This window comes from Candidatus Saccharibacteria bacterium oral taxon 488, from assembly GCA_010202845.1.
Taxonomy (GTDB): domain Bacteria; phylum Patescibacteriota; class Saccharimonadia; order Saccharimonadales; family Saccharimonadaceae; genus Nanosynbacter.
The window spans coordinates 141,126-166,535 of the sequence record CP047921.1; the positions used below are offsets into that span (position 1 = coordinate 141,126).

General features: G+C 50.5%; 17 protein-coding genes, 3 tRNA genes, 3 rRNA genes and 1 pseudogene. 18 read left to right on the forward strand and 6 right to left on the reverse strand.

The genetic code is table 11. The annotated features are described in order from the left end of the window. Window positions 1-8: 8 nt before the first annotated feature. Together GWK78_00720 and GWK78_00725 are read left to right on the forward strand one after the other, a co-directional pair. Window positions 9-440: a divergent PAP2 family protein gene (locus GWK78_00720; GenBank protein ID QHU93563.1), complete on the forward strand. Its 432-nt coding sequence runs from the start codon at window positions 9-11 to the stop codon at window positions 438-440. A gap of 210 nt (window positions 441-650) precedes the next feature. After that, window positions 651-2,226, forward strand: a 16S ribosomal RNA gene (locus tag GWK78_00725). 279 nt (window positions 2,227-2,505) lie between these two features. Here the strand turns inward: GWK78_00725 and GWK78_00730 are convergent. Next, window positions 2,506-2,742: a hypothetical protein gene (locus GWK78_00730; GenBank protein QHU93564.1), complete on the reverse strand. Its 237-nt coding sequence runs from the start codon at window positions 2,740-2,742 to the stop codon at window positions 2,506-2,508. A gap of 64 nt (window positions 2,743-2,806) precedes the next feature. On the opposite strand from GWK78_00730, the gene GWK78_00735 reads away from it, so the two are divergent. The 9 genes from GWK78_00735 to GWK78_00775 all read left to right on the forward strand — a co-directional run bounded on the left by GWK78_00735 (window position 2,807) and on the right by GWK78_00775 (window position 11,973). Next, a tRNA-Ala gene (locus GWK78_00735) sits at window positions 2,807-2,883 on the forward strand. 51 nt (window positions 2,884-2,934) lie between these two features. Then, window positions 2,935-3,011: transfer RNA gene (locus GWK78_00740), tRNA-Ile, on the forward strand. Window positions 3,012-3,087: 76 nt separating this feature from the next. Continuing rightward, a tRNA-Val gene (locus GWK78_00745) sits at window positions 3,088-3,164 on the forward strand. Window positions 3,165-3,253: 89 nt separating this feature from the next. After that, window positions 3,254-4,279: a hypothetical protein gene (locus tag GWK78_00750; GenBank protein QHU93565.1), complete on the forward strand. Its 1,026-nt coding sequence runs from the start codon at window positions 3,254-3,256 to the stop codon at window positions 4,277-4,279. 20 nt (window positions 4,280-4,299) lie between these two features. Next, window positions 4,300-5,439, forward strand: a complete 1,140-nt coding sequence (gene pyrD / locus GWK78_00755) for a dihydroorotate dehydrogenase (quinone) (GenBank protein QHU93566.1) — start codon at window positions 4,300-4,302, stop codon at window positions 5,437-5,439. Between the two features lie 274 nt (window positions 5,440-5,713). Continuing rightward, window positions 5,714-8,960: ribosomal RNA gene (locus tag GWK78_00760) — 23S ribosomal RNA — on the forward strand. A gap of 190 nt (window positions 8,961-9,150) precedes the next feature. Continuing rightward, window positions 9,151-9,259: ribosomal RNA gene (gene rrf / locus GWK78_00765) — 5S ribosomal RNA — on the forward strand. 88 nt (window positions 9,260-9,347) lie between these two features. Continuing rightward, window positions 9,348-11,240: a hypothetical protein gene (locus GWK78_00770; GenBank protein ID QHU93567.1), complete on the forward strand. Its 1,893-nt coding sequence runs from the start codon at window positions 9,348-9,350 to the stop codon at window positions 11,238-11,240. A 457-nt stretch (window positions 11,241-11,697) separates the two neighbouring features. Further along, window positions 11,698-11,973 (forward strand): hypothetical protein, encoded by a 276-nt coding sequence (locus GWK78_00775; protein QHU93568.1) that lies wholly within the window; start codon window positions 11,698-11,700, stop codon window positions 11,971-11,973. Window positions 11,974-12,016: 43 nt separating this feature from the next. On the opposite strand, the gene GWK78_00780 is transcribed toward GWK78_00775, so the two are convergent. Next, a complete protein-coding gene (locus GWK78_00780; GenBank protein QHU93569.1) occupies window positions 12,017-12,493 on the reverse strand; it encodes a hypothetical protein in 477 nt (158 codons plus the stop codon). After that, window positions 12,459-13,262, reverse strand: coding sequence for an ROK family protein (locus tag GWK78_00785; GenBank protein QHU93570.1), 804 nt, complete (start codon window positions 13,260-13,262; stop codon window positions 12,459-12,461). Before GWK78_00785 ends, GWK78_00780 begins: the two co-directional genes overlap by 35 nt. A gap of 76 nt (window positions 13,263-13,338) precedes the next feature. On the opposite strand from GWK78_00785, the gene GWK78_00790 reads away from it, so the two are divergent. From GWK78_00790 to GWK78_00820, 7 genes and pseudogenes are all read left to right on the forward strand, one after another. Next, complete coding sequence (locus GWK78_00790) at window positions 13,339-13,782, forward strand: hypothetical protein (protein QHU93571.1); 444 nt, start codon at window positions 13,339-13,341, stop codon at window positions 13,780-13,782. A 122-nt stretch (window positions 13,783-13,904) separates the two neighbouring features. Continuing rightward, window positions 13,905-14,975 (forward strand): S1 RNA-binding domain-containing protein, encoded by a 1,071-nt coding sequence (locus GWK78_00795; protein QHU93572.1) that lies wholly within the window; start codon window positions 13,905-13,907, stop codon window positions 14,973-14,975. A gap of 69 nt (window positions 14,976-15,044) precedes the next feature. Further along, a complete protein-coding gene (locus GWK78_00800; protein ID QHU93573.1) occupies window positions 15,045-16,808 on the forward strand; it encodes a translation initiation factor IF-2 in 1,764 nt (587 codons plus the stop codon). 2,168 nt (window positions 16,809-18,976) lie between these two features. Beyond that, window positions 18,977-19,087: pseudogene (locus tag GWK78_00805) on the forward strand (DUF4183 domain-containing protein). 60 nt (window positions 19,088-19,147) lie between these two features. Next, the gene (locus tag GWK78_00810; GenBank protein ID QHU93574.1) at window positions 19,148-19,444 is read left to right on the forward strand and encodes a hypothetical protein; all 297 of its coding nucleotides are present in this window, start codon (window positions 19,148-19,150) and stop codon (window positions 19,442-19,444) included. An 83-nt stretch (window positions 19,445-19,527) separates the two neighbouring features. Then, window positions 19,528-21,339 (forward strand): hypothetical protein, encoded by a 1,812-nt coding sequence (locus GWK78_00815; GenBank protein QHU93575.1) that lies wholly within the window; start codon window positions 19,528-19,530, stop codon window positions 21,337-21,339. Window positions 21,340-21,487: 148 nt separating this feature from the next. After that, a complete protein-coding gene (locus GWK78_00820) occupies window positions 21,488-21,937 on the forward strand; it encodes a hypothetical protein (GenBank protein ID QHU93576.1) in 450 nt (149 codons plus the stop codon). 30 nt (window positions 21,938-21,967) lie between these two features. On the opposite strand, the gene fmt is transcribed toward GWK78_00820, so the two are convergent. From fmt to priA, 3 genes are read right to left on the reverse strand one after another with little or no spacing between them, the layout of a single operon-like run. Beyond that, window positions 21,968-22,843, reverse strand: coding sequence for a methionyl-tRNA formyltransferase (gene fmt / locus GWK78_00825; protein QHU93577.1), 876 nt, complete (start codon window positions 22,841-22,843; stop codon window positions 21,968-21,970). Between the two features lies 1 nt (window position 22,844). Then, window positions 22,845-23,420, reverse strand: a complete 576-nt coding sequence (gene def, locus GWK78_00830) for a peptide deformylase (GenBank protein ID QHU93578.1) — start codon at window positions 23,418-23,420, stop codon at window positions 22,845-22,847. Between the two features lie 23 nt (window positions 23,421-23,443). Next, a complete protein-coding gene (gene priA, locus GWK78_00835) occupies window positions 23,444-25,387 on the reverse strand; it encodes a primosomal protein N' (protein ID QHU93579.1) in 1,944 nt (647 codons plus the stop codon). Between the last annotated feature and the right edge of the window lie 23 nt (window positions 25,388-25,410).

Sequence of the window (25,410 nt, forward strand, 5' to 3'; positions counted from 1 at the left end):
AAGTGCCGATGCAATACATCCTGATACCGGGCATCGCGTGGTTTGTAGCGCAGTCATCAAAGCATCTGGCCCGGCTGTTTGGCCGTAATCGTCGAGTTACACAGTCGAACCCCCGTTCGCCGGTATTATTTTCGGGTGGTATGCCGAGTGCTCACAGTGCAACAGTGGTGTCACTTGCGCTGACTATCGGCCACTACCAGGGGTGGGGAAGTCCGCTGTTTGGCCTGGCTGCGTGGTTCGCGGCAATCGTATTGTATGATGCGGTGATGGTGCGATTTTCCTCTGGACAACAAGGTGACTTGCTAAATAAGGTGGTGCGAAAAGATTATCCAAAGCTGTCGACGATTAGGGTGGCACATGGTCATACACTGCCAGAAATGCTTGTCGGGGCGGCCGTGGGCACGGTTGTAACCTTTGTTGTAATTTTCGCTACAAGATAATTGCTAATAACCCTTGACCTGACCACTAATATCAGGTAAGATGAATATCAGTCTGGTTGCTGGAGTGCGAGCCAAGCGACAATCACGCTAATTTGTTAGGTGAAGCGAAAGCGGTACACAAACCCGACTATGGTCTTTAACAATTTGATTGTGCAATATCATCGTCAGTTTATATTTTTGTAGAGCCTTAATACTTTGACACAAAGTAGATTTTTAACGGAGAGTTTGATCCTGGCTCAGGATGAATGCTGGCGGCGTGCCTAACACATGCAAGTCGAGCGGCAGCGGGTTCTGCACTATCAACTTGAAGCCTGGACGCGGAGATTTCCAAAAGAAATCAGCCGCATCATTTCGAAAGAGATGAGTGTCTGGGGTGACTTCGAACTGATAGTGCAGAGTGCCGGCAAGCGGCGGACGGCTGAGTAACACGTAGGAATTTGCCCCAAAGTGAGGGATAACTGCCCGAAAGGGTAGCTAATACCGCATATGGTCTTCGGATTAAAGGATTTATCCGCTTTGGGAGAAGCCTGCGTTGGATTAGGTTGTTGGTAGGGTAATGGCCTACCAAGCCGACGATCCATAGCTGGTCTGAGAGGATGATCAGCCAGACTGGAACTGAGACACGGTCCAGACTCCTACGGGAGGCAGCAGTGAGGAATCTTCCACAATGGGCGAAAGCCTGATGGAGCAACGCCGCGTGAAGGATGAAGGCCTTCGGGTTGTAAACTTCTTTTATGAGTGAAGAATATGACGGTAACTCATGAATAAGCACCGGCTAACTACGTGCCAGCAGCCGCGGTCATACGTAGGGTGCGAGCATTATCCGGAGTGACTGGGCGTAAAGAGTTGCGTAGGCGGTAAGTCAAGTGAATAGTGAAACCTGGTGGCTCAACCATACAGACTATTATTCAAACTGGCTTACTCGAGAGTGGTAGAGGTCACTGGAATTTCTTGTGTAGGAGTGAAATCCGTAGATATAAGAAGGAACACCGATGGCGTAGGCAGGTGACTGGACCATTTCTGACGCTAAGGCACGAAAGCGTGGGGAGCGAACCGGATTAGATACCCGGGTAGTCCACGCCGTAAACGATGGATACTAGCTGTTGGAGGTATCGACCCCTTCAGTAGCGAAGCTAACGCGTTAAGTATCCCGCCTGTGGAGTACGGCCGCAAGGCTAAAACATAAAGGAATTGACGGGGACCCGCACAAGCGGTGGATTATGTTCTTTAATTCGATGATAACCGAAGAACCTTACCAGGGCTTGACATCCAGGGAAGGTCTGCGAAAGTAGACTGTGCCTTTTGGAACCCTGTGACAGGTGATGCATGGCCGTCGTCAGCTCGTGTCGTGAGATGTTAGGTTAAGTCCTTCAACGAGCGCAACCCTTGCAAGTAGTTGTATTTTTCTACTTGGACTGCCCCGGTAACGGGGAGGAAGGAGGGGATGATGTCAGGTCAGTATTTCCCTTACGTCCTGGGCTAGAAACGTAATACAATGGCTAGTACAATGCGCAGCGAAGCCGCGAGGTGAAGCAAATCGCATCAAAGCTAGTCCCAGTTCGGATTGCAGGCTGAAACTCGCCTGCATGAAGTCGGAATCGCTAGTAATCGCAAATCAGCAAGTTGCGGTGAATACGTTCCCGGGTCTTGTACACACCGCCCGTCAAACCATGAAAGTGACCAACACCCGAAGTCCGATTCGTCGGCCTAAGGTGGGGGGCATGATTGGGGTTAAGTCGTAACAAGGTATCCGTACCGGAAGGTGCGGATGGATTACCTCCTTTCTAGGGAGAATAGATGCCAATTTGTCGAGTAATCACAAATTGAGCTAGGTCGGTCTCGTAAATATGCTGAGCTTACATATTTACAACAGTCCTTCTAAGGACGAGACAAAGTTCAAAAACCTTCTCTACGATAAGCCGATTGATGAATTGCACAATCAAGTTGTTAATATAAAAACGCCCTCCTGTTTGGAGGGTGTTTTGTCGTCTATGACTAATGACGGGGCCTTTCCTTTCAGTGTGGCTGAGCATAGGCAGAACGCGATATGGCGATGGCTGCGGAACTATCGGCGACCGAATAGCGATTCTGCCAGCCAGCCTAGCGGGATAGTGTGGAGACACAGCATAATCCCAAAGCCAACTCCACAGACGACCAGACCCCAGAACTTGAAGCGCTCGTAGCTACTGATGCCGCTCGCGAGATTGTCCGCTAACTTTTGGTGGTAGACAGTCATGACGGCGCCGATAATCAAAACGATGAGGCCGACAAAAAAAGATCCAAAGGTAAATTTATAATACATATCTCCATTATACACTTGCCAGAATAAAAAAGATACGGTACAATGAATAAAGTCTTGGCGAGATGGGGGCATAGCTCAGTTGGCTAGAGCACCTGCTTTGCAAGCAGGGGGTCCAGGGTTCGAGTCCCTGTGCCTCCACCATATGGGGTGGAGTAGGCTTACGTCTACGACACTCCACCAAGACTGCAATGAGGGCGATTAGCTCAGCTGGTTAGAGCGCGTCACTGATAATGACGAGGTCGGAGGTTCAAGTCCCTCATCGCCCACCATAACGTCATTATATTGAGCAGCGTGAGGTATAATGATCGTCTAGAAGGTAGTCCTTCCTATCGTACTTTTTGACAAGGGCGACTAGCTCAGTTGGCTAGAGCATCTCGTTTACACCGAGAGGGTCAGGGGTTCGAGTCCCTTGTCGCCCACCAAATAAACAGTCATCCCGTTTGGGGGTGTTTTTATTTAGAGGTGTCGAGATTGACATATGCGGTAAACTATGCTACTATACCAAACGTATATGGTAAAGAATAAACATAATTTAAAAAGTAACCCATATGGTGAACGCTTAGGTTTTGTGCAGCAGTTTTCTGCCTACGGTGATCTTGACGACACTAACAAGAGTACTATTGCGCACCTTGCGTTTGATCAGAACCTTAACGATGCAGATTTTTATAAGTTAGCACATGAGATCGCCCATGAAAAACAGGCGATGGGGGGCACCGCGCTCAATGCGTTTTCTGCGGAGCGATACGCTGGACTCCCTCGATCGTTTGATGAGGCAAGAAAGATGCCAGGTAATTCTATAGAAGAGGTGCTGGGGCGGCTTGATACCGACACGTCAGTGAACGACCCCGATGATGTCGAGTTTTATAGGACAGGAGTGCGCCGGCATATCGAAGAGCTCTATGCTTTTTCTGACAAATATCGACAGCGGTACGGTGGGGGTAATCAAATAAAGGAAAGAATGTTGGCAGATGAATGCAGTCTGCTTTGGATACAGCATAATTCTTTGAAGTTTCTGCAGGAAGATGGTAAAAACCCTAACAAATACCCAACGGTAAGAATATATCTTAATCCTCAGTTACGAGATAGCCTTGATATCTATAAAAAGATTTTTGCGAAAGCTACAAGAGAGGGGCTTCGCTTTCAGGCAAAGATTATGGCGCCAAGTGGTTACACCAAGCACCTTGTAGACAAGGCAGTTGATTATTGTGCTAGACTAGCCGCTGGGCGACTGGAAACAAGACGAGATCCGATAGTATTTTATGGCTTTGAGGAGTCTAAAGACAAATTACTGAGGATAGTTGAAGAAGTTTATTCTCAGTATGAGAGTGCTTTTGAAGGTAGGGAGACGGGAGCTATCCCATTAGCCATCGCTCCTGGTTTTGCGGTTGGGGAAAATCCAGTGGGGTTGGATGGCGAAGAGTCATTAACAGATCATAGGCAGCGGGTCATCAAGGAGGCTGATTACGATGCCAAGAAGTTTCGGATGAATGCTACCTCACGGAATATAAACCCGGATAATATCGCTTTTAATAGATAATTACCCTATACTGTAAGTAGATGTATAAGCATGTTATCAAACCGTTATTATTTTTGCTAACGCCAGACTTTACGCATAAGCTGATTGTTTTTTGCGGCCGCATGGCGCAGGCATTGCCGCCTGTTCGGTGGGCTATTCGTAAGTCATGGAGTTTTCAGGATAAGTCGCTCCGACAGGAGATTAATAGTGTCACTTTTTCTAATCCAATTGGCTTATCGGCAGGGTTTGATAAAAATGTCCAGCTGTCGCCGCTGATGGAGGGCGTTGGTTTTGGGTTTGCTTCGGGCGGATCGGTGACGCTAGAGCCGAGAAAGGGAAATCGACGACCGTGGTTTCATCGTTTGCCTAACACAAAGTCGGTGGTGGTGTATGCTGGTATGCCGAATTATGGCCTACGAAAAATTAGCCGCTATGTCCGCTGTAATCAGTGGCGGTTAGATGATATGCCGACGGTTATGTCAGTAGCAGTTGTGGCAAATAAAACAACGATTGAACGGGCTGGCGGTTGTCCAGCCAAGCAGGCAATTATTAATGATGTAAAAAAAGCAACAGAATATATTAATAATAACAAATTGGCGAGTATTGTAGAAATTAATATCTCCTGTCCTAATGCTGGCAAAGAGCCGTTTATTGAGGCAGAGCCGCTTGATGCATTATTAACAGCGCTTGACAGCGTGCCGCGCGATGTGCCGTTTTGGGTGAAAATGCCGCATTTGTACGATATAGAACGATTCGATTCGCTGCTGAAAGTTATTGTTCGGCATAATATTCAGGGCGTGACGGTGGCTAATCTGGTGAAAGACCGTAGTAAAATTGACATCAAAGATCCGTTGACTGATGAAATCCGCGGCGGGTTGAGCGGCGAGCCGACGCGCGAGCATAGTTTGGAGCTGATTCGCCATGCGTATAAGAAATACGGCGACAGATTGACGATTATTGGCGTGGGCGGAGTGTTTTCGGCTGAGGATGCGTATGCCAAGATTAAGGCGGGCGCCAGCCTGGTCGGGCTGATTACCGGGTTGTTTTTTGAAGGACCGCAGCTAATTGGACAAATCAATCGCGGGTTAGTGGAGCTATTGAAAAAGGACGATTTTTCTCATATTTCCGAGGCAGTTGGCGCGGATTTTCGCAGCGAGCCAAAAAAGGCGAAAAAACTTTGAAAAAACTCTTGCAAAACAACTTCGGCTGCTGTATAGTTGATTACTAGTTACGCGAATGTTCAGGAGAACCTCTGGCAATACACTGCAAAAACGTGCGAGGGCAGTGAAGCATGATTAGTTGAATGCAGACAGATGTGTTAAGTTTTTAACAAATCTATTGTGCACTCAAAATGCGAGGCATGATCATTAACAATTTGAGAGTAAAAGAAATTGAGTTTTTAATTGACGGTAATAGTGATTGCAAAGTAGCAATTACTAGTTAAGTCAATGCATAAAAAGGTACTCAAGGGCGCTAAATGGATGCCTAGACGTATATTACCGAAGAAGGACGTGGAAGACTGCGATAAGCCTCGGGAAGCTGTCAACAAGCTTTGATCCGGGGATTTCCGAATGGGGAAACCCAGCATGAGTCATGTCATGTTGCCACTTGCTGAACACATAGGCAAGCGAGCGGGAACCATCTGAACTGAAACATCTTAGTAGGATGAGGAAGAGAAAGTAAATAACGATTGCGAAAGTAGTGGCGAGCGAAATCGCAACAGCCCAAACCTTTTAAGTTTTTAAATATGAGACTGAACTTAGGGAAAAAGAGCAGCCGATCCCGGCGGATTTATTCCGACGTACCGCGCGATGAGAAATCGGGATTCCCGCAAAATCGAGAGATTTTAGAGGGATTTCAGATAAAACCGTAGGTTTTGTCTCATATTTAAATAAGTTGATAGACGAATACTTAATAAGGGGTTGTGATATTACATATGACCAAGTCAGAGAACTTCAGAGCAATTTGAAGGTATCTGATTTGCGATACCAGGCTATCAGCTGGTAGTAAGGTAAGAAAATGGCGTGGTTAGCAGAATAGTTTGAATGACTAGCCAAAGAGCGTGAAAGCCGTGTACGCGAAAACGACGCTGACCTTATGTATGTTTTATCGAGTAGGACGGGGCACGAGAAACCCTGTTTGAATCTGGCTGGACCACCAGCCAAGGCTAAATATAATATACGATCGATAGTGAACTAGTACAGCGATGGAAAGGTGAAAAGAACCCCGGGAGGGGAGTGAAATAGATCCTGAAATTTAGTGCCTACAAGGAGTCGGAGCCGGCTTGTCCGGTGACGGCGTGCTTTTTGTAGAACGATCCAGCGAGTTAATTTTTACAGCGAGGTTAAGTCAATTGACGGAGCCACAGTGAAAGCGAGCCTGAATAGGGCGTTTAGTTGTAAGGATTAGACCCGAAACCGGGTGACCTAACCATGAGCAGGTTGAAGCCACTGTAACAGGTGGTGGAGGACCGAACCAGGATACGCAGCAAAGTGTTTGGATGACTTGTGGTTAGCGGTGAAATGCCAATCGAACTCGGAGATAGCTGGTTCTCCTCGAAATAGCTTTAGGGCTAGCGTCGTGTTAGTAGCACATGGGGGTAGAGCTCTGTAAAGGACTGGGGCGGGCAACTGTACCCACCCTTAACAAACTACGAATACCATGTGTGTAACCACGGCAGTTAGAACATCGGTGCTAAGATCGGTGCTCGAAAGGGAAACAGCCCAGACCATCATCTAAGGTCCCTAAATTAACGTTCAGTGGGAAACAAGGTGAGATTTCTTAAACAGCTAGGATGTTGGCTTAGAAGCAGCCATTCATTTAAAGAGTGCGTAACAGCTCACTAGTCAAGAGATCTTGCGTGGAAAATGTAACGGGGCTAAAACGTTATACCGAAGATATGGATGTCAGATTTATCTGGCGTGGTAGAGGAGCGTTCCTATCAGCAGTGAAGTCGAATCGGAAGGTTCGGTGGAGCGGTAGGAAGTGAGAATGCTGGAATGAGTAACCATAAGAGAGGTGAGAATCCTCTCGGCCGTAAGAGCAAGGTTTCCTGAGCCATGGTAATCATCTCAGGGTTAGTCGGGCCTAAGCCGAGGCGCAGAGCGTAGGCGATGGACATCAGGTTAATATTCCTGAACCGGTTAAGTTTTGTACACTGTTCACGGGGAAGTAATCGAAGCGGATTCATGGTTTATCCGTCCAACCGAGCGGGAACGCAAAGGGAGTGAAAGTGATTCTTCAGAGTCGCGATTTTGGTGAAAGCCCTGGCTAGAAAAGCAGGTGTACCTAGTGGACTTAGCCGCCCGTACCGCAAACCAACACAGGTGCTCGAGTCGAGTAGACTCAGGCTTACGAGCGAACCTTCGCTAAGGAACTCGGCAATACAGCGACCGTAACTTCGGGATAAGGTCTGCCCCCACTTCGGTGGATATCAGCCGCGTTCACTCAGTGAATAATAGGTTAAAGAGTACATTTTTAATCACAAAACGAATTTTCTGAGACACGAGCAAACGAATTGTTCTTTGAACGCGAATCTCTGATATCTAACGATGTGGGGGCCGCAGCAAAAGAGCCCACGGAACTGTTTATCAAAAACACAGGTCTCTGCTAACATGAAAGTGGATGTATAGGGGCTGACTCCTGCCCAATGCTGGAAGGTTAAGGGGAGCGCTTCACGGTGCGAACTGAAGCCCTAGTCAATGGCGGCGGTAACTATAACCGTCCTAAGGTAGCGAAATTCCTTGTCAGGTAAGTTCTGACCCGCACGAATGGAGTAATCATGTGGGCACTGTCTCAGCGAAGGACTCGGTGAAAGTGCATTGGCGGTAAAGATGCCGTCTGTCCGTACCAGGACGAGAAGACCCCATGGAGCTTTACTACAGCTTTACATTGAATACGGTTTCAACATGTGTAGCATAGGTGGGAGACGTTGAAGCAGATACGCCAGTATTTGTGGAGTCACCAAGTGAAATACCACCCTTGTTGTGATTGTGTTCTCACGCTGACCGTTATCCGGTTAGCGGACCGTGTATGGTGGGTAGTTTAACTGGGGCGGTTGCCTCCTAAAGAGTAGCGGAGGCGTTCAAAGGTTGGCTAACTTCGGATGGAAATCGAAGTGATAGTGTATGCGCATAAGCCAGCTTGACTGTGAGGAGTACATTCCAATCAGAGACGAAAGTCGGAGCAAGTGATCCGCTGTACGTACATTTGTACATGAATGTGGGATCGACAGCGCAAACGGATAAAAGTTACCCTGGGGATAACAGGCTTATAGCGCCCAATAGTTCACATAGACGGCGCTGTTTGGCACCTCGATGTCGGCTCATCACATCCTGGAGGGGGAGCACCTTCCAAGGGTTCGGCTGTTCGCCGATTAAAGTGGTACGCGAGCTGGGTTCAGAACGTCGTGAGACAGTTCGGTTTATATCCGGTATGGACGATAGGAAACTTGAGAGGATCTACCCCTAGTACGAGAGGACCGGGGCGGACGCACCTCTGGTGTATCGATTGTGGCCACCTGCTGCATTGTCGAGTAGCTATGTGCGGACTAGATAAGCGCTGAAAGCATATTAAGCGCGAAACTAACCTCAAGATAAGGTTTCCCTATGAGGACACAGAAAGACTATCTGTTTGATAGGCGCAAGGTGGAAGTGCAGCAATGCATGGAGCTAAAGCGTACTAATAGTCCCATTGCCTTTTTATGTCCTTGTCTGCTAGCGTTTATGCTTGCATAACGCTCGCGGATAAGGTAGGCTTAACTAGTAATTGGTGCTTTTCAGTAAGTGCCAGTCAATTAACAATTCAATTCCGTGCAGAAAACTGGACATCGAAGAAAGGGGTTTGGCCCACCACGCGAGTATATGTGGAACCAAGCGCTTTAAACCCCCTCCTTCGGTGCCCATGGCGAGGAGGAAACACCTGTTCTCATCCCGAACACAGAAGTTAAGCTCCCCAGCGGCGATTATACTGCGAAAGTGGGAAACTAGCACGGTGCCGAATTATAAAAAAGACTTCCGAATAGGGAGTCTTTTTTCGTTTTTGCCGGAGGTGCTTGCGAGTAGCATAAGTATGATATAATGATGGGGAAATGGATAAAAAACAAACAGAACAGCCAGAGTCCCTTAGGCCGGAGCGTGGGGGGTTTGTGGCGATGTGCGCGTCTTGGTTAAGGCGGCCAAAATCGTGGGTTATTATTGGTGGCGGTATCGTTGCGTTGACGGTGATAGTAGTTGGAGTGCTATTTGTTATCACAACGCGCGGTAACGTCGGCGCTGAGCGCGTGTCCGACGAGGATTTGCAGGCGATTGACCGGCCGATCCGCTTGAAGTTTAATCAACAGCTTGGCGAGGTGAGGCCAGAGATTAAGCCGGAAGTGCGCGGCGTGTGGCGCGAAAAGCGACAGTTGTTTGGCGTTTTTGAGATGGAGTTTACGCCCGACCAGCCACTGGCAGCTGATACAAATTACACCGTGGCGTTCCCGGGAGCGAGACGTTCGCTGTTTGGTAATGCGACAATCCATGATGTATCGTTCAAGACGCAAAAAGCACCACGAGTGGATACGACATCACTGGACGGCAAAGAAGTGATCGCAATGGACCAGGCGTTGACGGTGCGTTTGGGGTCGCGGGCGAGTAAATTGCGCGATCTAGAATTGACGACCGAGCCAGCGCTTGAGCTGAAGCGTGAGTCGTCTGATGATCAAACATTTTCATGGAAATATGCTGGCCTATTAGCACCTGATACACAGTATACTTTCAAATTATACGATAAAGCCCAGAAGGAAGAGCTAAAACGTTTTACGGTGAAGAGTGCGTCACTACCGGCGATTGGGTCACCGATTAAAGAGCATTCAGTGACGCCATCAGACGAATTGAAGTTGACATTTCAGGAAGCAATTGATGCGAAGAATCGGCCAAATATAGCGGTTGACACGGCTGGTAATGGTTCGTGGCGGAGCGATACCGAGTACGTATTCAAGGCAGATAAATTGGAGCCGGGCAAGACATACACATACACCATTCCGAAAGGCCTACGGACAGCTCGTGGAGGTGTTCTCGTCGAGGAAGTAAAAAAGACATTTACCACTAATGGGCATGTGCGTGGTGTGGGGGCGTCCCCGTGGCGAACCACGGTTGATCAAGCGGTGCAGGATGTATGGATAACCTTTGATCAGGCAGTTGACCACAAGAGCGCCCAGGATCGCCTTAGGGTTTCATCTGGTACAGTTCAGAGTATTTCCTGGCGTGGTAATACGATGGTTGCTCGGGTGGTCAATATGGGCTTTCAGCGGCAAGTCCAGGTTTGGGTAGAGCCAGGCGTGCAGCCAGTATTTGGACTGCCGAGTGTAGAGCGAATTGCGACATCGTTCACAACTAATTCACGGGTCGTCAAACTCAATAACGTACCATTCTATCGTCAGGCGTACGCCCAAAGCTGCGAAGCGGCCTCGCTGCGTATGGCCTTGGCATATCGTGGTGTACATGATAATGATTGGAACATTTTGCAGCGTTTCGGGTACCGTCCACGACCACGAGACAAGGCGACAAATGAGTGGGACGATCCGAATGCGCAGTTTGTGGGCGACGTAAACGGCAACCAAGGTGCGGGAACGGGCTGGGGTGTATATGCTGGTCCGGTGGCACGGGCGGCTGGGCAGTATGGTCGCAGGACGTCAGTGGCATATGGTGCCAATGCGAATTTCGTAGCACAGCAAATTCATAACGGTAATCCAGTCATTGCGTGGGGCGTATGGCGGATTGGTGCAAAAATTGATAGTTGGAGGACGCCGTCAGGTCGGATAGTCAGTGGGCCAATACCGATGCATGTACGCCTCATTGTTGGGGTTCGCGGTGAGCCGCACGATCCGCTCGGGTTCTATGTTAATGACCCGATTGCGGGACGACTCTATTGGACGAGAGCGCAGTTTGTGGCGATGACAGCTGGTGCTGGACCGGCGGCGCAGCTGTTGGCGGTGCATTAATCGGTACTGAAGTGAGGACGGTATAGTCAGGGGCCCCGCGTCTTTGTTATTGAGCTAGCTCTATAGACGCGGGCTTTGTAGTCGGAAAGTTGAAGGTGGGTATACGTATTTTTCTTGTCGTCGAGGTAATTTTCGATGTAGACAAGTTTAGCTATTGGCGAAATTCCTTTCACAATCAAAAACCACCCATCTCGCAGAAAGGGTGGTTTTTGAGTGGTGGAACTCATCATTTCTAAGCTCCAACAGGTGCCGTCACAAAGTGACAGGTTCTATTATAGCGAAGTAAATCGCTGATTGCAATATTTTATTCACAATAAAAATAGCTTATGTAAATGTTGACAAAGTATGAGCAGTATGATAATATGCATACATAACACATATCATGTGTGATATATAAAGGCGAGGGTTTCCATAGTAAATGATGTGGAAATCTTTTTAATTAGGGAGGAAAACTCACATGGCAGGTACAAAAATTGGCGGTATGAAAGCGGCAGCGAAAAACTTAGCGCGTGACCCAGACTTTTATGCCAAGATCGGCGCGAAGGGCGGTCGGAACGGACGGACCGGTGGCTTTGCGGCAAACCCAGCTCTGGCGCGGATCGCTGGTGCTAAAGGTGGTCGCATTTCTCGTCGGCGTAAGGTAACGACGACGGCCACGACAACCGTCAATCCAGTAACGACGGCATCAACCGTACAGGCAACGACTCAAGACGACGTGACACTGGCCGCGTAGCCGAGTTGCTTAAAATGCGCGGTAGCCCTCTTTTCGTAGAGGGCTATTTGCGGTAGCGGCGGAGTTCGCAGGATCGAGCTTCGTTGACGCGCCAGTTGCTAGCGCAGTGGAGGCAGCGATAGTGGTGCTTGGCGATTTCTATACCGACAGCGCTACATGTCGGGCACGTGCTGCGGGCGTGTAGCCACTTGCGGTAGCTATCAAGCGCATCCTGAACGACGTCGTCATTCATAGTTAGAGTAATGTTATAGCGCGGGGCTAACTGATGGACAGCTAGCTCCCAGGCTTGGCGTTCCATGGCGATTAGGTCGATGTCACGAGTATAGTGATGATGGTCTAGGATGGCGTGGGCAGTTTCGTGGAGCAGCTGGGCGGTAGCAGCTGGTGACGCCTCGTTGATATAAGTGATAGTCCGTGAATGGTGTGACCACGAAAAAACATCGCCAGCTCGGAACTGATACTCTGGGTAATCGCTGGCCAGCTGCTTAACGATGGACGATAGCGTTATCGTAGCAACCATAGAGTACAGACTCCTCGGGGTGTGCTGCACCAACGATGTGCGGGCAGGTGATAAATGACGGTAGTTTCTCGGTGATAAGTCCGGCTAGTGATGCAGAGAATTTGTCGGTGTAGCGGCCGACACCGCCGCCGATAACGATAACGTTTGGCTGAATAGCAGCGATCAACGCCTGCAGTCCTAAGCTGAGTCTCTTGGCAGCCTCAAACCAAGCTTCGGGCGGTGTTGCGTCCGATAATTCACCAAACTGTTGACTGAGCGCTCGTCCGGAAGCGAGGTTTTCCCACGAATCGATGGTTGACTGATACGCAACTTGCATATGACCGGCTTCGCTGCTGCGTAGGCTGGGGTGGAGTGTGCCGTTGAGGATAATGCTGGTGCCGATGCCTGTACCGATAGTGACATAGAGGCCGCAGGCTGGTTGTGGTTCAAGGCGACGTATGCTGGCGAGGCCGGCGAGGTTGGCGTCATTTTCGAGGATGATTTGGGCGTCGGGAAAGTGCTCGGCTAGGAGGTCGCGGATGGGCACCTCGCACCAGCCGAGGTTAATGCAATATGTAGCGACACCGTCAGTGACGGTACCGGGTAGGCCGATCGAGATGTCTGTAACAGGTGCGCCCTCGGCGATCACGGTGATAGTGTCAACGACCTGTTTGATATACGCCGTAATGTCTGTTGGGGTGGCAAACCGAGTTGTTGTCTCTAGTGTGCCGTTATCGGTAAATCGTCCGACTAATGTTTTTGTGCCTCCAGTATCAATCGCAATAATCATGAGGCTAGTATACCCCTTTACGAGAGCGGTGACAATATGGTACAGTAAGTATTAGTAACGTCAGGGAGATAATAGTATGAAGCAGAACCGCCAGCGAGGATATGTTGTAATCTACGTGATTGTAGGGGTTATTTTGGCGGCGATCGCTTTGGCAACGTTATACGGGTTGCGACAATTATCAGCACAGAATCAGGCCGCCTCATCGACGGAAAATGCTGCGACGAGTGAGCAGCAAAAAGAGACGAACAACACGAAAACTGACGATAAATCGGCCGACAAAAAGAAGAACGAGAAGAGCGATGAGAAAAAAGACACTTCTTCAGCTGAGTCAAACAAGTCCGCGCAGCAGCAGCCTCAACAACACGCGCAGAATCAACCAACGCCGCCAGCTCAAAACAATAGCCGTGGGTCATCCCGCTTACCAGCAACTGGGCCGGCTGACTCGTTGGCAGTTGGCTTCGTGTTGGGGCTGATTGTGGCCGCGGGCTTTGCTTATCGCCGGTCAATGTTGGTAGTTTAGCTTCCTTCTCTTTACTCGAGGCGTTATCTACGATATAATAAAGCGAGACCTCCAAGAGGTGACTGTTTTGGCAGGCCGCTTGGATAAGAATATTAACGTAATACGGGAGTCTATTTGGACGTATGGCGAATCCATTGACCATGGACGATCTGCTTGCTCAGGCGAGCGACTCCGTGAAACAACTGACCACGGGCGAGGTTGTACACGGAACTATTTTATCAATAAAGAAACACGAAGTTCTGATTGATCTAGGGCCTTTGGGCGTTGGCTTGGTGCCGCGCCGTGAGGTGAGTATGTCGAACAATTACGCAGAAGGTGACGAGGTAACTGCGAGTGTTGTCGAGGTTGAGCTGGACAACGGTTATTCACTTTTGAGCATGCGTAAAGCGGCGCGCGATCGTGGCTGGGACGAGGTCGCCGCCAAATTGGAGAGCGGTGAAATTGTAACGGTGACGCCGTACGACGCCAATCGTGGTGGTCTGTTGGCTGAATATGAAGGGGTGCGCGGTTTCTTACCGGTATCGCAGCTATCGGCTGAGCATTACCCGCGAGTTGGTTCAAGTGACAAGGACGAGATCTTGCAGCGGCTTAACGTGCTGGTCAACAAAGAGATTCGCGTTCGGATTTTGGATGCTGATCGCAAGGCGAACAAGCTCATCTTTTCCGAAAAAGAGGCCATCAAAGAGGGCCTGGCGGAGCGGTTTGAGAAATTGTCGGTTGGTGATACCGTTAAGGGTATCGTGACTGGCGTGGTAGATTTTGGTGTATTCGTGAACGTTGAGGGAATTGAGGGACTGATTCATATCTCAGAAATTAGCTGGGAGCGGGTCAACAATCCGAGCGATTACGTCAAGGTTGGTCAGACCGTAGAGGCAAAGATTATCGCCATCGACAAGGAGCGCCTCAGCTTAAGCATGAAGCAGCTAACGAAAGACCCATGGCTCGATGAGGTAGAACAGTTCAAGTCAGGCGAGGACGTCGAAGGTACGGTCACGCGGATCACGCCGTTTGGTGCGTTTGTACAGTTGAGTCCGGCCGTCGAGGCTCTCGTTCATGTTTCGGAGCTAGGTGGCGATGGGACTGACCCGGAGAAAGTCTTTACATTAAATGAGCGCAAGACCTTTACCGTGCTCGAAATTGATAAAGATAATCGCAAGATTTCACTGTCGCTGGCTGGCGGCAAGAAAAAATAGCCTATAGAAAAAGAGTAATGTAAACAGTTCGCCGAGGTGTCACGCTGGCGATGAAAGGAGCACGAGCAGATGACAGAAAAGATTGTCGCAATTGCAGATTCAGTAACCGTCGGAGAGCTCGCTACCACCTTGAATCTACCGGTCACGACGCTCATTGGCGAGCTGTTTAAGAATGGTATCGCGGCGACGATTAATCAGCGACTGGACTTTGAGACGGCGTCGATCATCGTTGAAGAGCTGGGCCTTGAGGTAACGCTTAAGAAAAAGGAAGCTGTTGGCCGCGCCCGCGTGGAACATACACTGTCGGAAAGGGCGGTGCCGCGCCCACCGATTGTGGCGGTGATGGGACATGTTGATCACGGCAAGACGAGCTTGTTGGATGCGATTTTGGGTAACAAGACTGCTGCGGGCGAAGCCGGTGGCATTACGCAGCACATTAGCGCCTACCAAACGAAGCGCAACGGGCGGATGATTACGCTGCTTGACACACCAGGGCATGAGGCATTTGCAGCGCTGCGGCAACACGGCGCGGTGCTAACTGATGTGGTAATTATTGTGGTAGCGGCCGACGATGGCGTCAAGCCGCAGACGGTCGAGGCGATTCGGTTTGCCCGTTCGGCTAATGCGAAAATCGTGGTGGCGATCAATAAAATTGACAAAGATACCGCCAACCCACAGCTGGTAAAAACACAGCTGGCATCTGAGCATGGCCTCAATCCCGAGGAGTGGGGCGGCGATACGGTGATGGTGGAAGTTAGCGCTAAAACTGGCCAGAATTTGGATAAGTTGCTGGATATGGTGCTACTGGTGGCAGATATGGAAGATTTGCGGGCGGATGAGGATGTGCCGGCAGAAGGCTTGGTGATTGAGGCGCATATGGAAACCGGGCGCGGCGCAGTGGTTGGGCTACTCGTCGAGCACGGTCAGCTGAAACCAGCGCATTATCTGGTGGCCGGCACGGCGTACGGTCGAGTACGGACAATGTCGGACTTTCGTGGTCAGACAATGAAAATGGCCGGCCCGAGCACACCGGTTAACGTAACTGGATTTAAGGAGCTGCCGCAGTTTGGTGATAGCTTTCGGTTGGCCAAAAACGAGAAAGAAGCACGGCATCTGGCGCAGGCGGTGCGCCTAGAGCAGGAAAAGATGGCGGCCAGCACCAATGTCACCAGCTCAGATATTTTGAAGATGATGAGTCAGCAGCATGACGCGGAGTCGTTCAATGTTCTCGTCAAGGCTGATGTTCAGGGGTCGCTCACATCGGTGATTGATAGTCTGAAATTGATTGATACGGGCGGCTTGGTAGATCTGCACGTCATCGGTAGCGGGGTTGGTAACATTTCAGAAAATGATATTCATCTGGCAGTTGGCGAGAACACGGTTATTTATGGTTTTAATGTCGATCTGCCGCCAGCAGTAAAGCGCCTGGCAGCACGTGAGCACGTTGAGGTGCGACTATACCGGGTGATTTATGAACTACTTGATAATGCCAAGCAATCCATGGAGGCATTACTGGCCCCAGAGGTCGTCGAGACCGAGGTCGGCCAACTGAGCGTTAAGGGTGTGTTCCGAACGGTGCGCGAAGAGGTGATTGCCGGTGGTGAGGTGACAACGGGTAAGGTCTATAAGGGGCTACTGGCACGCCTAAAGCGTGGTGATGAATACATTGCCGAGGTCGAAGTATCATCCGTCCAGCGTCAACATCAGGAAGCCAAAGAGGTGTTTGAGGGTGAAATGTGTGGACTTAGTCTCAAAACTACGCGAAAAGTTGTTGTCGAGGAAGGTGACACGCTGGAGTTCTTTACACGGGAGCTGGTGAAGAAGACGTTGTAGGACAATATCTATCATATTTCTGTCCGACGGGTAGCAACCTATTGACTTTCCCCCCTAAATCTGCTACCATTCAAAACATAAGCTAGTCGGTAGCAAAAATGCCGACCGTCGTATCCCCCCAGAAAGGAACCACCACAATGCTCAAAAACCCAAACCGCCCACCAGCACCCTCCCCTGAGTCTCTCGGCCCAGAGGCTGCAACCTCCTCGTCATATTCCCTAGACTCAGACGATCGCTTCAAAGGAAAGCTTAATGCCAGTGACCTCGACGCCAAAGCACTCTTTGATCCAGCCCGACGAAAGCAACTGGAAGAAGCTCAACTCGCACAAGATGACTTGGAAGCCTATCTCAACCAACGCCCCGACGAATACGGCAAAGATCCAAATGGCAACCTACTTCCATCCGAAGAAGACCTCTATAACCAAACCCTCAACGAAGCACGCCGTGAGCGTGAGGCCACGAGTCTCACTGACCTCGCAACCGCTGCCGGAGAAGCCCTTGCTCGTGGCGACAAGACTATGGCTGATGATCTCCAAGACGAGATCCTCCAAAGACTCATTGAACGAGCCGAAACCTACGATCTAAGCCAAGAAGCCATCGACCAACGTATCCGTCAGCTTACTAAGATCATGGATAACGCCGAAAATGTCGCTAAAGAAAAAGCCACCAAAGCAGCCACCCAGCGAACCCTTTCTTTCCCAGCTACACCTCAAGCCCCAGAGTCTGCCCCGGCGACACAGTCCGAGCCAACCCAGACCGTGCCAACAGCTCCGGTGAAGCCGGTGCAGGGGCCAGAAGGAGCTTCGGGTAGTGAAGGGGAAGGGTCTGGAAAAAAAGAGTTGATGAATGAAGCCGTTGGCTTTATGCGCGACGCGCAAGCAGTTATTAGCAACCCAAATATTGATCCTGTAAGCAAAGCTGCACTGATGCGTGAAGCACGACAGCTGATGAAGAGTCTAAACGACGCTCTCGACAGTTCGGCTACTGATCCATTGAAAGCTGGCGGACGACCAGCACCGGCGACCAGTGAGAGTGGCGGTGGTCAAGGTGGGCCGGAGAGCGCAGGTGAGCCATCCGAGGAGGAGCAGAGAATCAAGATGCTGAAGGATCACCGCGGTCGATTAGAGGCCCGGCGACGTGCTTTGCAGAAAGAGTATGATGATCTTAAAGATAAGGAGAGTGAAAAGGGGCGTCGGCTGCTACATCGTATTGGAATAGTAGATGGTATGATTGATAAGCTTAATAAGCAGCTTGATATATTTGGCGGCGGTGCTTCAGGCGGACCGGATAATAGTGATCAGTCACGACGGTCTGGCGCTGCGGGACCAGAGGGATCTTCGGGTAATGACGACGGTGAAAGTAGCGGTGAAGACGATGGCGGTGAAGGCGGTGAGAGTAATAATGAATTGCACGCGGGTGAGTATGAGATGTTGGCTGATTGGGGGGAGACCGTGAATGAACGGGCTCTATTTGAAGCACATGCTCGTCGAGGGACTATTGATAAGAAAGATAAGAAAGATGGCGAAAACGGCGCTAAGGACGAAGAGACCCTTGCCTATAATAAAAAGAATGCAGAGGCAGTAAGAGAACGCTGGCGTGACGGTGCAAAGAGATTCGTCGATTATTATTTGAATATCTTTGAGCAATCGCTTGACGAGAATATGAGTCAACATGATCGTCAAGTAGCTATAGAGCAAAAAAGGAAAGAGCTTGCGCGTGAAGCTTCTATGATGACAATGAACGCGACTGCAGAGCTAGAAGAGACCATAGCTCCGAAAAGGGGCAGTATGCGTAAACCGCTGAACTTGGCGGCCAAGGTTGGCCTACTCGGCGTGGTGCTTAATAAGATACCATTTGTTGGACATTTTGTTAGTGGCGTGGCTGGTGGTGCTCTTGGATTCTTCCATGACATGCATAATGTGAAATACCGTCGCTTGCGTGAAGCAGGCCAGGATAAACGCGGTGTTGTGACTCAAGCGCGTGCCGATGCAAAGGAGGATATGGTTCGGCTTGACCAAGCTGAGCAAGATCAGACACTTGAAGAAGCTGATAATGTTATCGCTGAACGGACGCAGGGAATCCGCCGAGAAAATATAAGACGGCGCGTTGGCAATGTGGCCCTCGGTGTAGCTTCAGGTATTGCTGGCGGCTTCCTCTCGAATCTATTCCAGGGTCCGGCTGGTGCCGAGGGGCCGCAAGGTCCGACTGGTGTCGAGGGACCTCAAGGCCCGGCAGGCCCACAGGGACCAGTTGCACCACGAGGTCCGGTAGGTCCACCTCGCGCGGGGGTATAGATTATAATTGGCAATCAGATAAATATAAATAAGAAAGAGTAAAATATGGATAATTTATCGTCAGAAAGAATACGGGAAGATTTTGGCATAACCGGTAATAACGAGTATGTCGAAAGTGAGATTGACCGTATCTTGCGATCAATCATCAACGCAGTGATAGTGCGGGTAGGTAATGAGCTAGACCAGAATCAGTTGGATGAGCTCAATGAAATGACTAATTCTGGCAATCAAGAAGAACTATATAGTTGGTTGAGACATCAGGGGGTTGAAGTTGGCGATATGTTTATGAGCGTATACAGTGAACTGCTCGGTAATTTTCATGCCTTGACAGAAGATAGTTAGGGACAGAGTATTGACTTATATATAAATATATGATAGCATGGTAACCGTTAGATTGTAATCCCCCCCAGAAAGGAACCACCACAATGCTCAAAAACCCAAACCGCCCACCAGCACCCTCCCCTGAGTCTCTCGGCCCAGAGGCTGCAACCTCCTCGTCATATTCCCTAGACTCAGACGATCGCTTCAAAGGAAAGCTTAATGCCAGTGACCTCGACGCCAAAGCACTCTTTGATCCAGCCCGACGAAAGCAACTGGAAGAAGCTCAACTCGCACAAGATGACTTGGAAGCCTATCTCAACCAACGCCCCGACGAATACGGCAAAGATCCAAATGGCAACCTACTTCCATCCGAAGAAGACCTCTATAACCAAACCCTCAACGAAGCACGCCGTGAGCGTGAGGCCACGAGTCTCACTGACCTCGCAACCGCTGCCGGAGAAGCCCTTGCTCGTGGCGACAAGACTATGGCTGATGATCTCCAAGACGAGATCCTCCAAAGACTCATTGAACGAGCCGAAACCTACGATCTAAGCCAAGAAGCCATCGACCAACGTATCCGTCAGCTTACTAAGATCATGGATAACGCCGAAAATGTCGCTAAAGAAAAAGCCACCAAAGCAGCCACCCAGCGAACCCTTTCTTTCCCAGCTACACCTCAAGCCCCAGAGTCTGCCCCGGCGACACAGTCCGAGCCAACCCAGACCGTGCCAACAGCTCCGGTGAAGCCGGTGCGGCCACGATCACTACTACAAACCCCACCGAAGCCAACCCAGGATGTCTACGACGTTCTTGAGTCATTAAAGGATAGCCAACCTGCTCCCGAACTACCGGAGGGTGGAGAACCAGGTCTTGGTGAAAATGGCGCCGGCGCCGGCCCGGATCTGGAGGCTCACGCGGCAAAACAAGCTGAATATAAGCGTAAAGTAGACGACTATGCGGACGAATCGGAAAAAATATTCGACGGGCGCGAAGAGTTCATCCGATCTCTCCCTGACGAACTTAAAGAGCAGGCTAACAAGGATTTTGACAGGTTAGCAGATTGGTTCATGGAAATGCTTGCGTCCTGTAGGCGGTTGATGTGGACAGAAGAGGCTCTCGCCAATCCTGCCACATCGGCTGAGAATAGACAGGCGCTCCTAGAGGAGGAAGAAAAGCTTATTGCTAAGATCGGTGAGATGGAAAATAATAAGCCGGAGATTAAGACGATGGGGCGTCCAGTTTCTGGCGAGGACGGAAATGATGACGAGGTATTAGATGTAACTCGTTTGCTGGCGGCTGAAGAGTATAGGAAGAATATGGGCTTTGCTAACTGGTATAGTAATGCCTACAAGTCAGCTTCTGAAGATGCTTCTCCAGAGAAGCGGTCGCAGCTGCTAATGGTGAGTAAGTGGTATAACAACCGTGGGACTATTTACGCTGGATTAAGGGATACGCAATTAGCACTTGCTAATCCCTCAATATCCAGTGATGTGAGACAGGCTCTGATAGGCAAGGAAAGGACACTTATTAACTTGCTTAAAGATTCTGAAAACTACAAGCCAAAATACGACCCGTCCTTGGATCTTGCTGTTTATAATAATGGAGAGCCTAATTCACAGTCAGAACAGAATAAGAATGGCGGTGGGGAGCAGCCGGAAAGTAGTAGCAGTGAGGCGGACAAGAAAAATGTGGAAAAAGGGCGTATGCTTAAGAAGCTTGGTGGATGGCTTATTCGAGTGTTAGCCATCAACGAACCAACTTCGTCAATAGATACGACCCCGAAGTCATCTGATGGCGCGGGCAATACGGTCGATCAAGAACAACGAGTCAAGGTGAAGGTGTCTCGAAAACAGCCACCGAACCCAATCCCGAAACGTCAGGTAAGGCGAAAAAGTAGTACAAATGCTACAAACTAAGGTACATTAACCTCGTAGAGGGGACGGTATTACGTAAAAGCCAGTGCTGTTTGTTGGAGCTGGCTTTTACTCGTCATAAGCAGTGAGTTGGTATAAACATGAAGAATTGATATAATAGACAAAAGAGCAGTGAAGCAAAGGAGACGATATGTTCCAACTAGACGATAATTTTTTGAAAGAATTAGGACTAGATCAGCTGCCAGATGAGCAGAAGAAGCCGTTTTTGCAGCATATTTACAGTGAGTTGGAGCTACGGGTCGGCGAGCGGCTGAGTCAGGGGATGACCGACGCGCAGCTGGATGAGTTTGCGAACATTATCGACAAGGCGCCGGGCGCGGTAGATGAGTTTCTCGCCAAACACGCACCAAATTACCAGCAGGAGCCAATGTTCCAGCGGCTGGTGCAGGCGACCAAGGCTGATCCGAATAATCCTGGTCTAAAAGACGAGTTTGCGGCGACGAAGTGGCTGGAGGTAAACCGGCCTGATTATCGCGACGTGGTGGCGGCAACGATGGATGAGCTGAAGAAGGAGATTATAACTAACCGCGAGGCTATTTTAGGCGGTATGAGTGCATCCTCGGCGCCGGGGCAAGCTTAGAGCGAGCTTTAGCTGCCTTAGATCATGAACTTAGCCTTGATGGCCGCGGAGAAACGCCTCTGCGGCCATTTGTTTGCCGCTCGGGGCAATCAGCTCGAGGACGGCAAGATATCGTCCATCACAGCACTTAACGCTCAGCGGCGATTCTGGAGCGTCTGAGACGTGAGTTTTGGTAATAATGAGCTCACGGTCATGAATGCGCAGACGACTACGTGGAAAGCCGAGATACGCCCGCACATGGGCATCGGCGGCGGCTGCGGTCATTGCCGTCGGGTCAATGAGTGACATATCCTTGGAAAGCAGCTGGCAATACGTGGCATCGGTGTCGTTTTGCGGGGTCGGCTGGAGCGTACCGGTGAGGATACTTGGCAGCGTGCGCACGAGCAGGTCGCTGCCGGCAGCAAACAGTTCATCATATAGCTGCGGTTTGGTTTCAGTGCCAGTGAGCGGGTGACGGTGTTGGGTGTAAATTGGGCCAGCGTCCATCTGGGCGTCAAGTTGCATAATGGAGATACCGGTTTCTGAATTTTGGTGTGCAATGGCGGCCTCAATGGGCGAAGGGCCACGCCATTTTGGCAGTAGCGAGGGATGGAGATTAATAATACCAGGAGTGAAGAGGTCAATGATTGACTGGGGGATAATTTTGCCGTAGGCGACGAGGACGCCAGCGACAGGCTGGAGGGCGGTGATATCGGGGATAATGTCGCGGAGCTTGTTGGGCTGCCAGACGAGGATGCCATGTTGGCGGGCAAAGGTCTTGACTGGTGGTTCGGTAAGCTTATGGCCGCGGCCGCTACGCATATCGGGTTTGGTGATGACGGCGTGAATGGCAAATCCTGCCTCGTAGAGCGCCTTGAGGGTAACTAGACTGTACGCTTCGGTGCCGAAAAAGATGATTGGCGGCATGTTAGTCCCACAGCTGAGCATTATCTTTGATGTCGGCTTCGTAATCAAGCGGCTGCAATTCACCAGAATCATCGAGCGTGTAAAAAGCGTCGTGCTGGTCGCGGATATGGTCGATAAAGACGACGCCGTTGGTGTGATCGATCTCGTGCTGGATGACACGGGCGAGGAAACCTTCGGCCTTGAGGCGAATCTCGTTGCCGTCGAGGTCAAGAGCCCTGACGCGGATTTTAGAATGACGGGGAACTTTGCCGTAGACGTGCTTGACGCTGAGGCAGCCTTCGAAATCGGCGACAATTTCTCCCTCGTATTTGACAATTTCGGGGTTGATCAGGGTGGTGAATTCGCGAGTGGCTTTGTCATCAAAGTCGCTGCGGACGATGATGACGCGCTCGAGATGATCAACCTGGATGGCAGCGAGGGCAGCGCTGATTTCATGAGGGCGAGAATCTTCCCAGTCAAGAGCAGCCGCGATCATGTCGGCTGATAACTGGCGCACCTCGTCAGTGATGACGTGAATTTTAGCTGATTTTTGGCGGAGATGTGGATTGGGTAGGGCAATAATATCGTCTTTAGTCATTGTGATTATTATAGCACAGGTGGTTAGAGGAGGCTGGTTGGGTCGAGCTCAGCCTGCCAATGAGCGGGTGGTACGAGATCAAGGAGACTGACGAGGTCGCTGCGGCGGGGGCTTTTGAGAATGAGCTGCCAGCGGTACGTGTCGCGGACTCGCTCATAAAATGCCGGTGTTGGGCCGAGGATGTGTACGTCGGCTGGGGCAGCTGCTCGCAGTGTCTGGGCAAGCTTTTTGGCGTTGCGGATAGCGGCGGCTTCGGTTTTGTAGACGCAGGTTAATTTGAGCAGATAGACAAACGGCGGAAATCCAGTAGCGCGTCGTTGGGCGATAGTGCGGGTGTAAAAATCGGTGTAGTTTTGGGCGAGTCCATCACGGATGGCGGGATGATCCGGCTGAAAGGTCTGGACGATGACGTCGGTGGCATGATGGGAGCGGCCAACGCGGCCAACGACTTGGGCCAGTAGCTGGAAGGTGCGCTCGCTCGAGGAAAAGTCAGGCAGTGTCAACCCGGCGTCGGCTTGGACGACACCAACAGTGCGTAGGTGCGGTAGATCGAGGCCCTTGGCGATCACTTGGGTGCCAATGATGATGCCAATTGAACCGTTTTTGAGCTCATCGTAGCGCTTATCAGCTGCGTCGTGGGTACTTGTATCAGCATCGAAGCGGGCGATGGTGCTTGCGGGAAAGAGCTTGCGTAATTCTGCCTCAATGCGCTTGGTGCCGAGGCCTTTATGAATGATATCGGCATGACGACACTCGGGACAACTGGTGGGTACAGGTGCAGCAAACCCACAGATATGACAGAGGAGCCGGTGCTGGTCGGCGTGTAGTGTGAGTGGCACGAAGCAGCGCGGACAGCCGGCATTCCAGCCGCATTGTTCACATAGGGTGATAGCGGCGGTGCCGCGGCGATTGTGAAAAACGAGGGCTTGATTACCGTCATTCAGCGAGTTAGTGATAGACGAGAGCAGCTGGTCGGAGAGAAAGAAATGCTGAGTAAAGTTTGTGCGCTTGGTCATGTCAACCAGCGAGATGCGCGGTTTAACGGCGTCTGAGCGGGCGGGTGTGGGCATGGTTATGATGGGCCGGCCAGCGGTTTTTGCCAGAAAATAATCGCTGATCGTAGGGGTGGCACTGCCGAGAACGAGCTTGGCTTCATGCTGGCGAGCGAGAATAGCCGCAGTACGCAGCGCTGAGTAGCGGGGCGATTGCTCTTGTTTAAAGCTGGGTTCGTGGCATTCATCAACGACGATGAGGCCCAGTTGCTGGACGGGCATGAACAGGGCCGATCGAGGGCCAATGACGATGAGTGGGTCGCGTGAATTGATAACACTTTGCCAAGTCACGTGCCGCTTGGCTTCAGTCTGGCGCGAGTGGGTGAGGATAACATTGTCGAAATACCTCGCAAATTCGGTAACAAGCTGTGAGGTGAGGGCAATTTCTGGCACCAGAATAATTGACGATAAGCCCTCGTCCATTAGCCGCCTGGCGAGCTCGATGTAGACACGCGTCTTGCCAGATCCAGTTACGCCATGTAGCAGCGCGCTACCAGGGAGCATGTCGTCAATGGCGGTGACGGCGGCTCTTTGGTCGAGCGTGAGCGCTGTCGTCGGTGGCTGTGAGGCCTGCGGACCGGTGGTGTGTGAGGGCGGGTGACGGCGCTTTTTCGTTAAACCGCGTGGCAGAATGGTTTGCCAGATGGTCGCGAGATGCGTATGATAATAGCTGCTCATCCACAGAGCCGTTTGGATGAGCGGTAGCGGCACGGGAGCGTCATCTAAAATCTGGACAATTTCTTTAACCGTAAACTCAGGCTTAACGACTGCTGACATAATGATACCAACACAATGAGCCGAGCCAACTTCTATAACGACCAGCGCACCGACTGGCAACCGCTCGGGGTGTGCATAGGTAAACGAATGCGCATCGGCACGAATGATCTTGATTGGTGATACCAAATAGTAGTGCATGTCTTGCTTTATTATACCGCGCT

Coding starts and splice junctions, on each gene's coding strand:
- GWK78_00720 (QHU93563.1), top strand. CDS start 9: ATGCAATACATCCTGATACCGGGCATCGCGTGGTTTGTAGCGCAGTCA.
- GWK78_00730 (QHU93564.1), bottom strand. CDS start 2,742: ATGTATTATAAATTTACCTTTGGATCTTTTTTTGTCGGCCTCATCGTT.
- GWK78_00750 (QHU93565.1), top strand. CDS start 3,254: ATGGTAAAGAATAAACATAATTTAAAAAGTAACCCATATGGTGAACGC.
- pyrD (QHU93566.1), top strand. CDS start 4,300: ATGTATAAGCATGTTATCAAACCGTTATTATTTTTGCTAACGCCAGAC.
- GWK78_00770 (QHU93567.1), top strand. CDS start 9,348: ATGGATAAAAAACAAACAGAACAGCCAGAGTCCCTTAGGCCGGAGCGT.
- GWK78_00775 (QHU93568.1), top strand. CDS start 11,698: ATGGCAGGTACAAAAATTGGCGGTATGAAAGCGGCAGCGAAAAACTTA.
- GWK78_00780 (QHU93569.1), bottom strand. CDS start 12,493: ATGGTTGCTACGATAACGCTATCGTCCATCGTTAAGCAGCTGGCCAGC.
- GWK78_00785 (QHU93570.1), bottom strand. CDS start 13,262: ATGATTATTGCGATTGATACTGGAGGCACAAAAACATTAGTCGGACGA.
- GWK78_00790 (QHU93571.1), top strand. CDS start 13,339: ATGAAGCAGAACCGCCAGCGAGGATATGTTGTAATCTACGTGATTGTA.
- GWK78_00795 (QHU93572.1), top strand. CDS start 13,905: ATGGCGAATCCATTGACCATGGACGATCTGCTTGCTCAGGCGAGCGAC.
- GWK78_00800 (QHU93573.1), top strand. CDS start 15,045: ATGACAGAAAAGATTGTCGCAATTGCAGATTCAGTAACCGTCGGAGAG.
- GWK78_00810 (QHU93574.1), top strand. CDS start 19,148: ATGGATAATTTATCGTCAGAAAGAATACGGGAAGATTTTGGCATAACC.
- GWK78_00815 (QHU93575.1), top strand. CDS start 19,528: ATGCTCAAAAACCCAAACCGCCCACCAGCACCCTCCCCTGAGTCTCTC.
- GWK78_00820 (QHU93576.1), top strand. CDS start 21,488: ATGTTCCAACTAGACGATAATTTTTTGAAAGAATTAGGACTAGATCAG.
- fmt (QHU93577.1), bottom strand. CDS start 22,843: ATGCCGCCAATCATCTTTTTCGGCACCGAAGCGTACAGTCTAGTTACC.
- def (QHU93578.1), bottom strand. CDS start 23,420: ATGACTAAAGACGATATTATTGCCCTACCCAATCCACATCTCCGCCAA.
- priA (QHU93579.1), bottom strand. CDS start 25,387: ATGCACTACTATTTGGTATCACCAATCAAGATCATTCGTGCCGATGCG.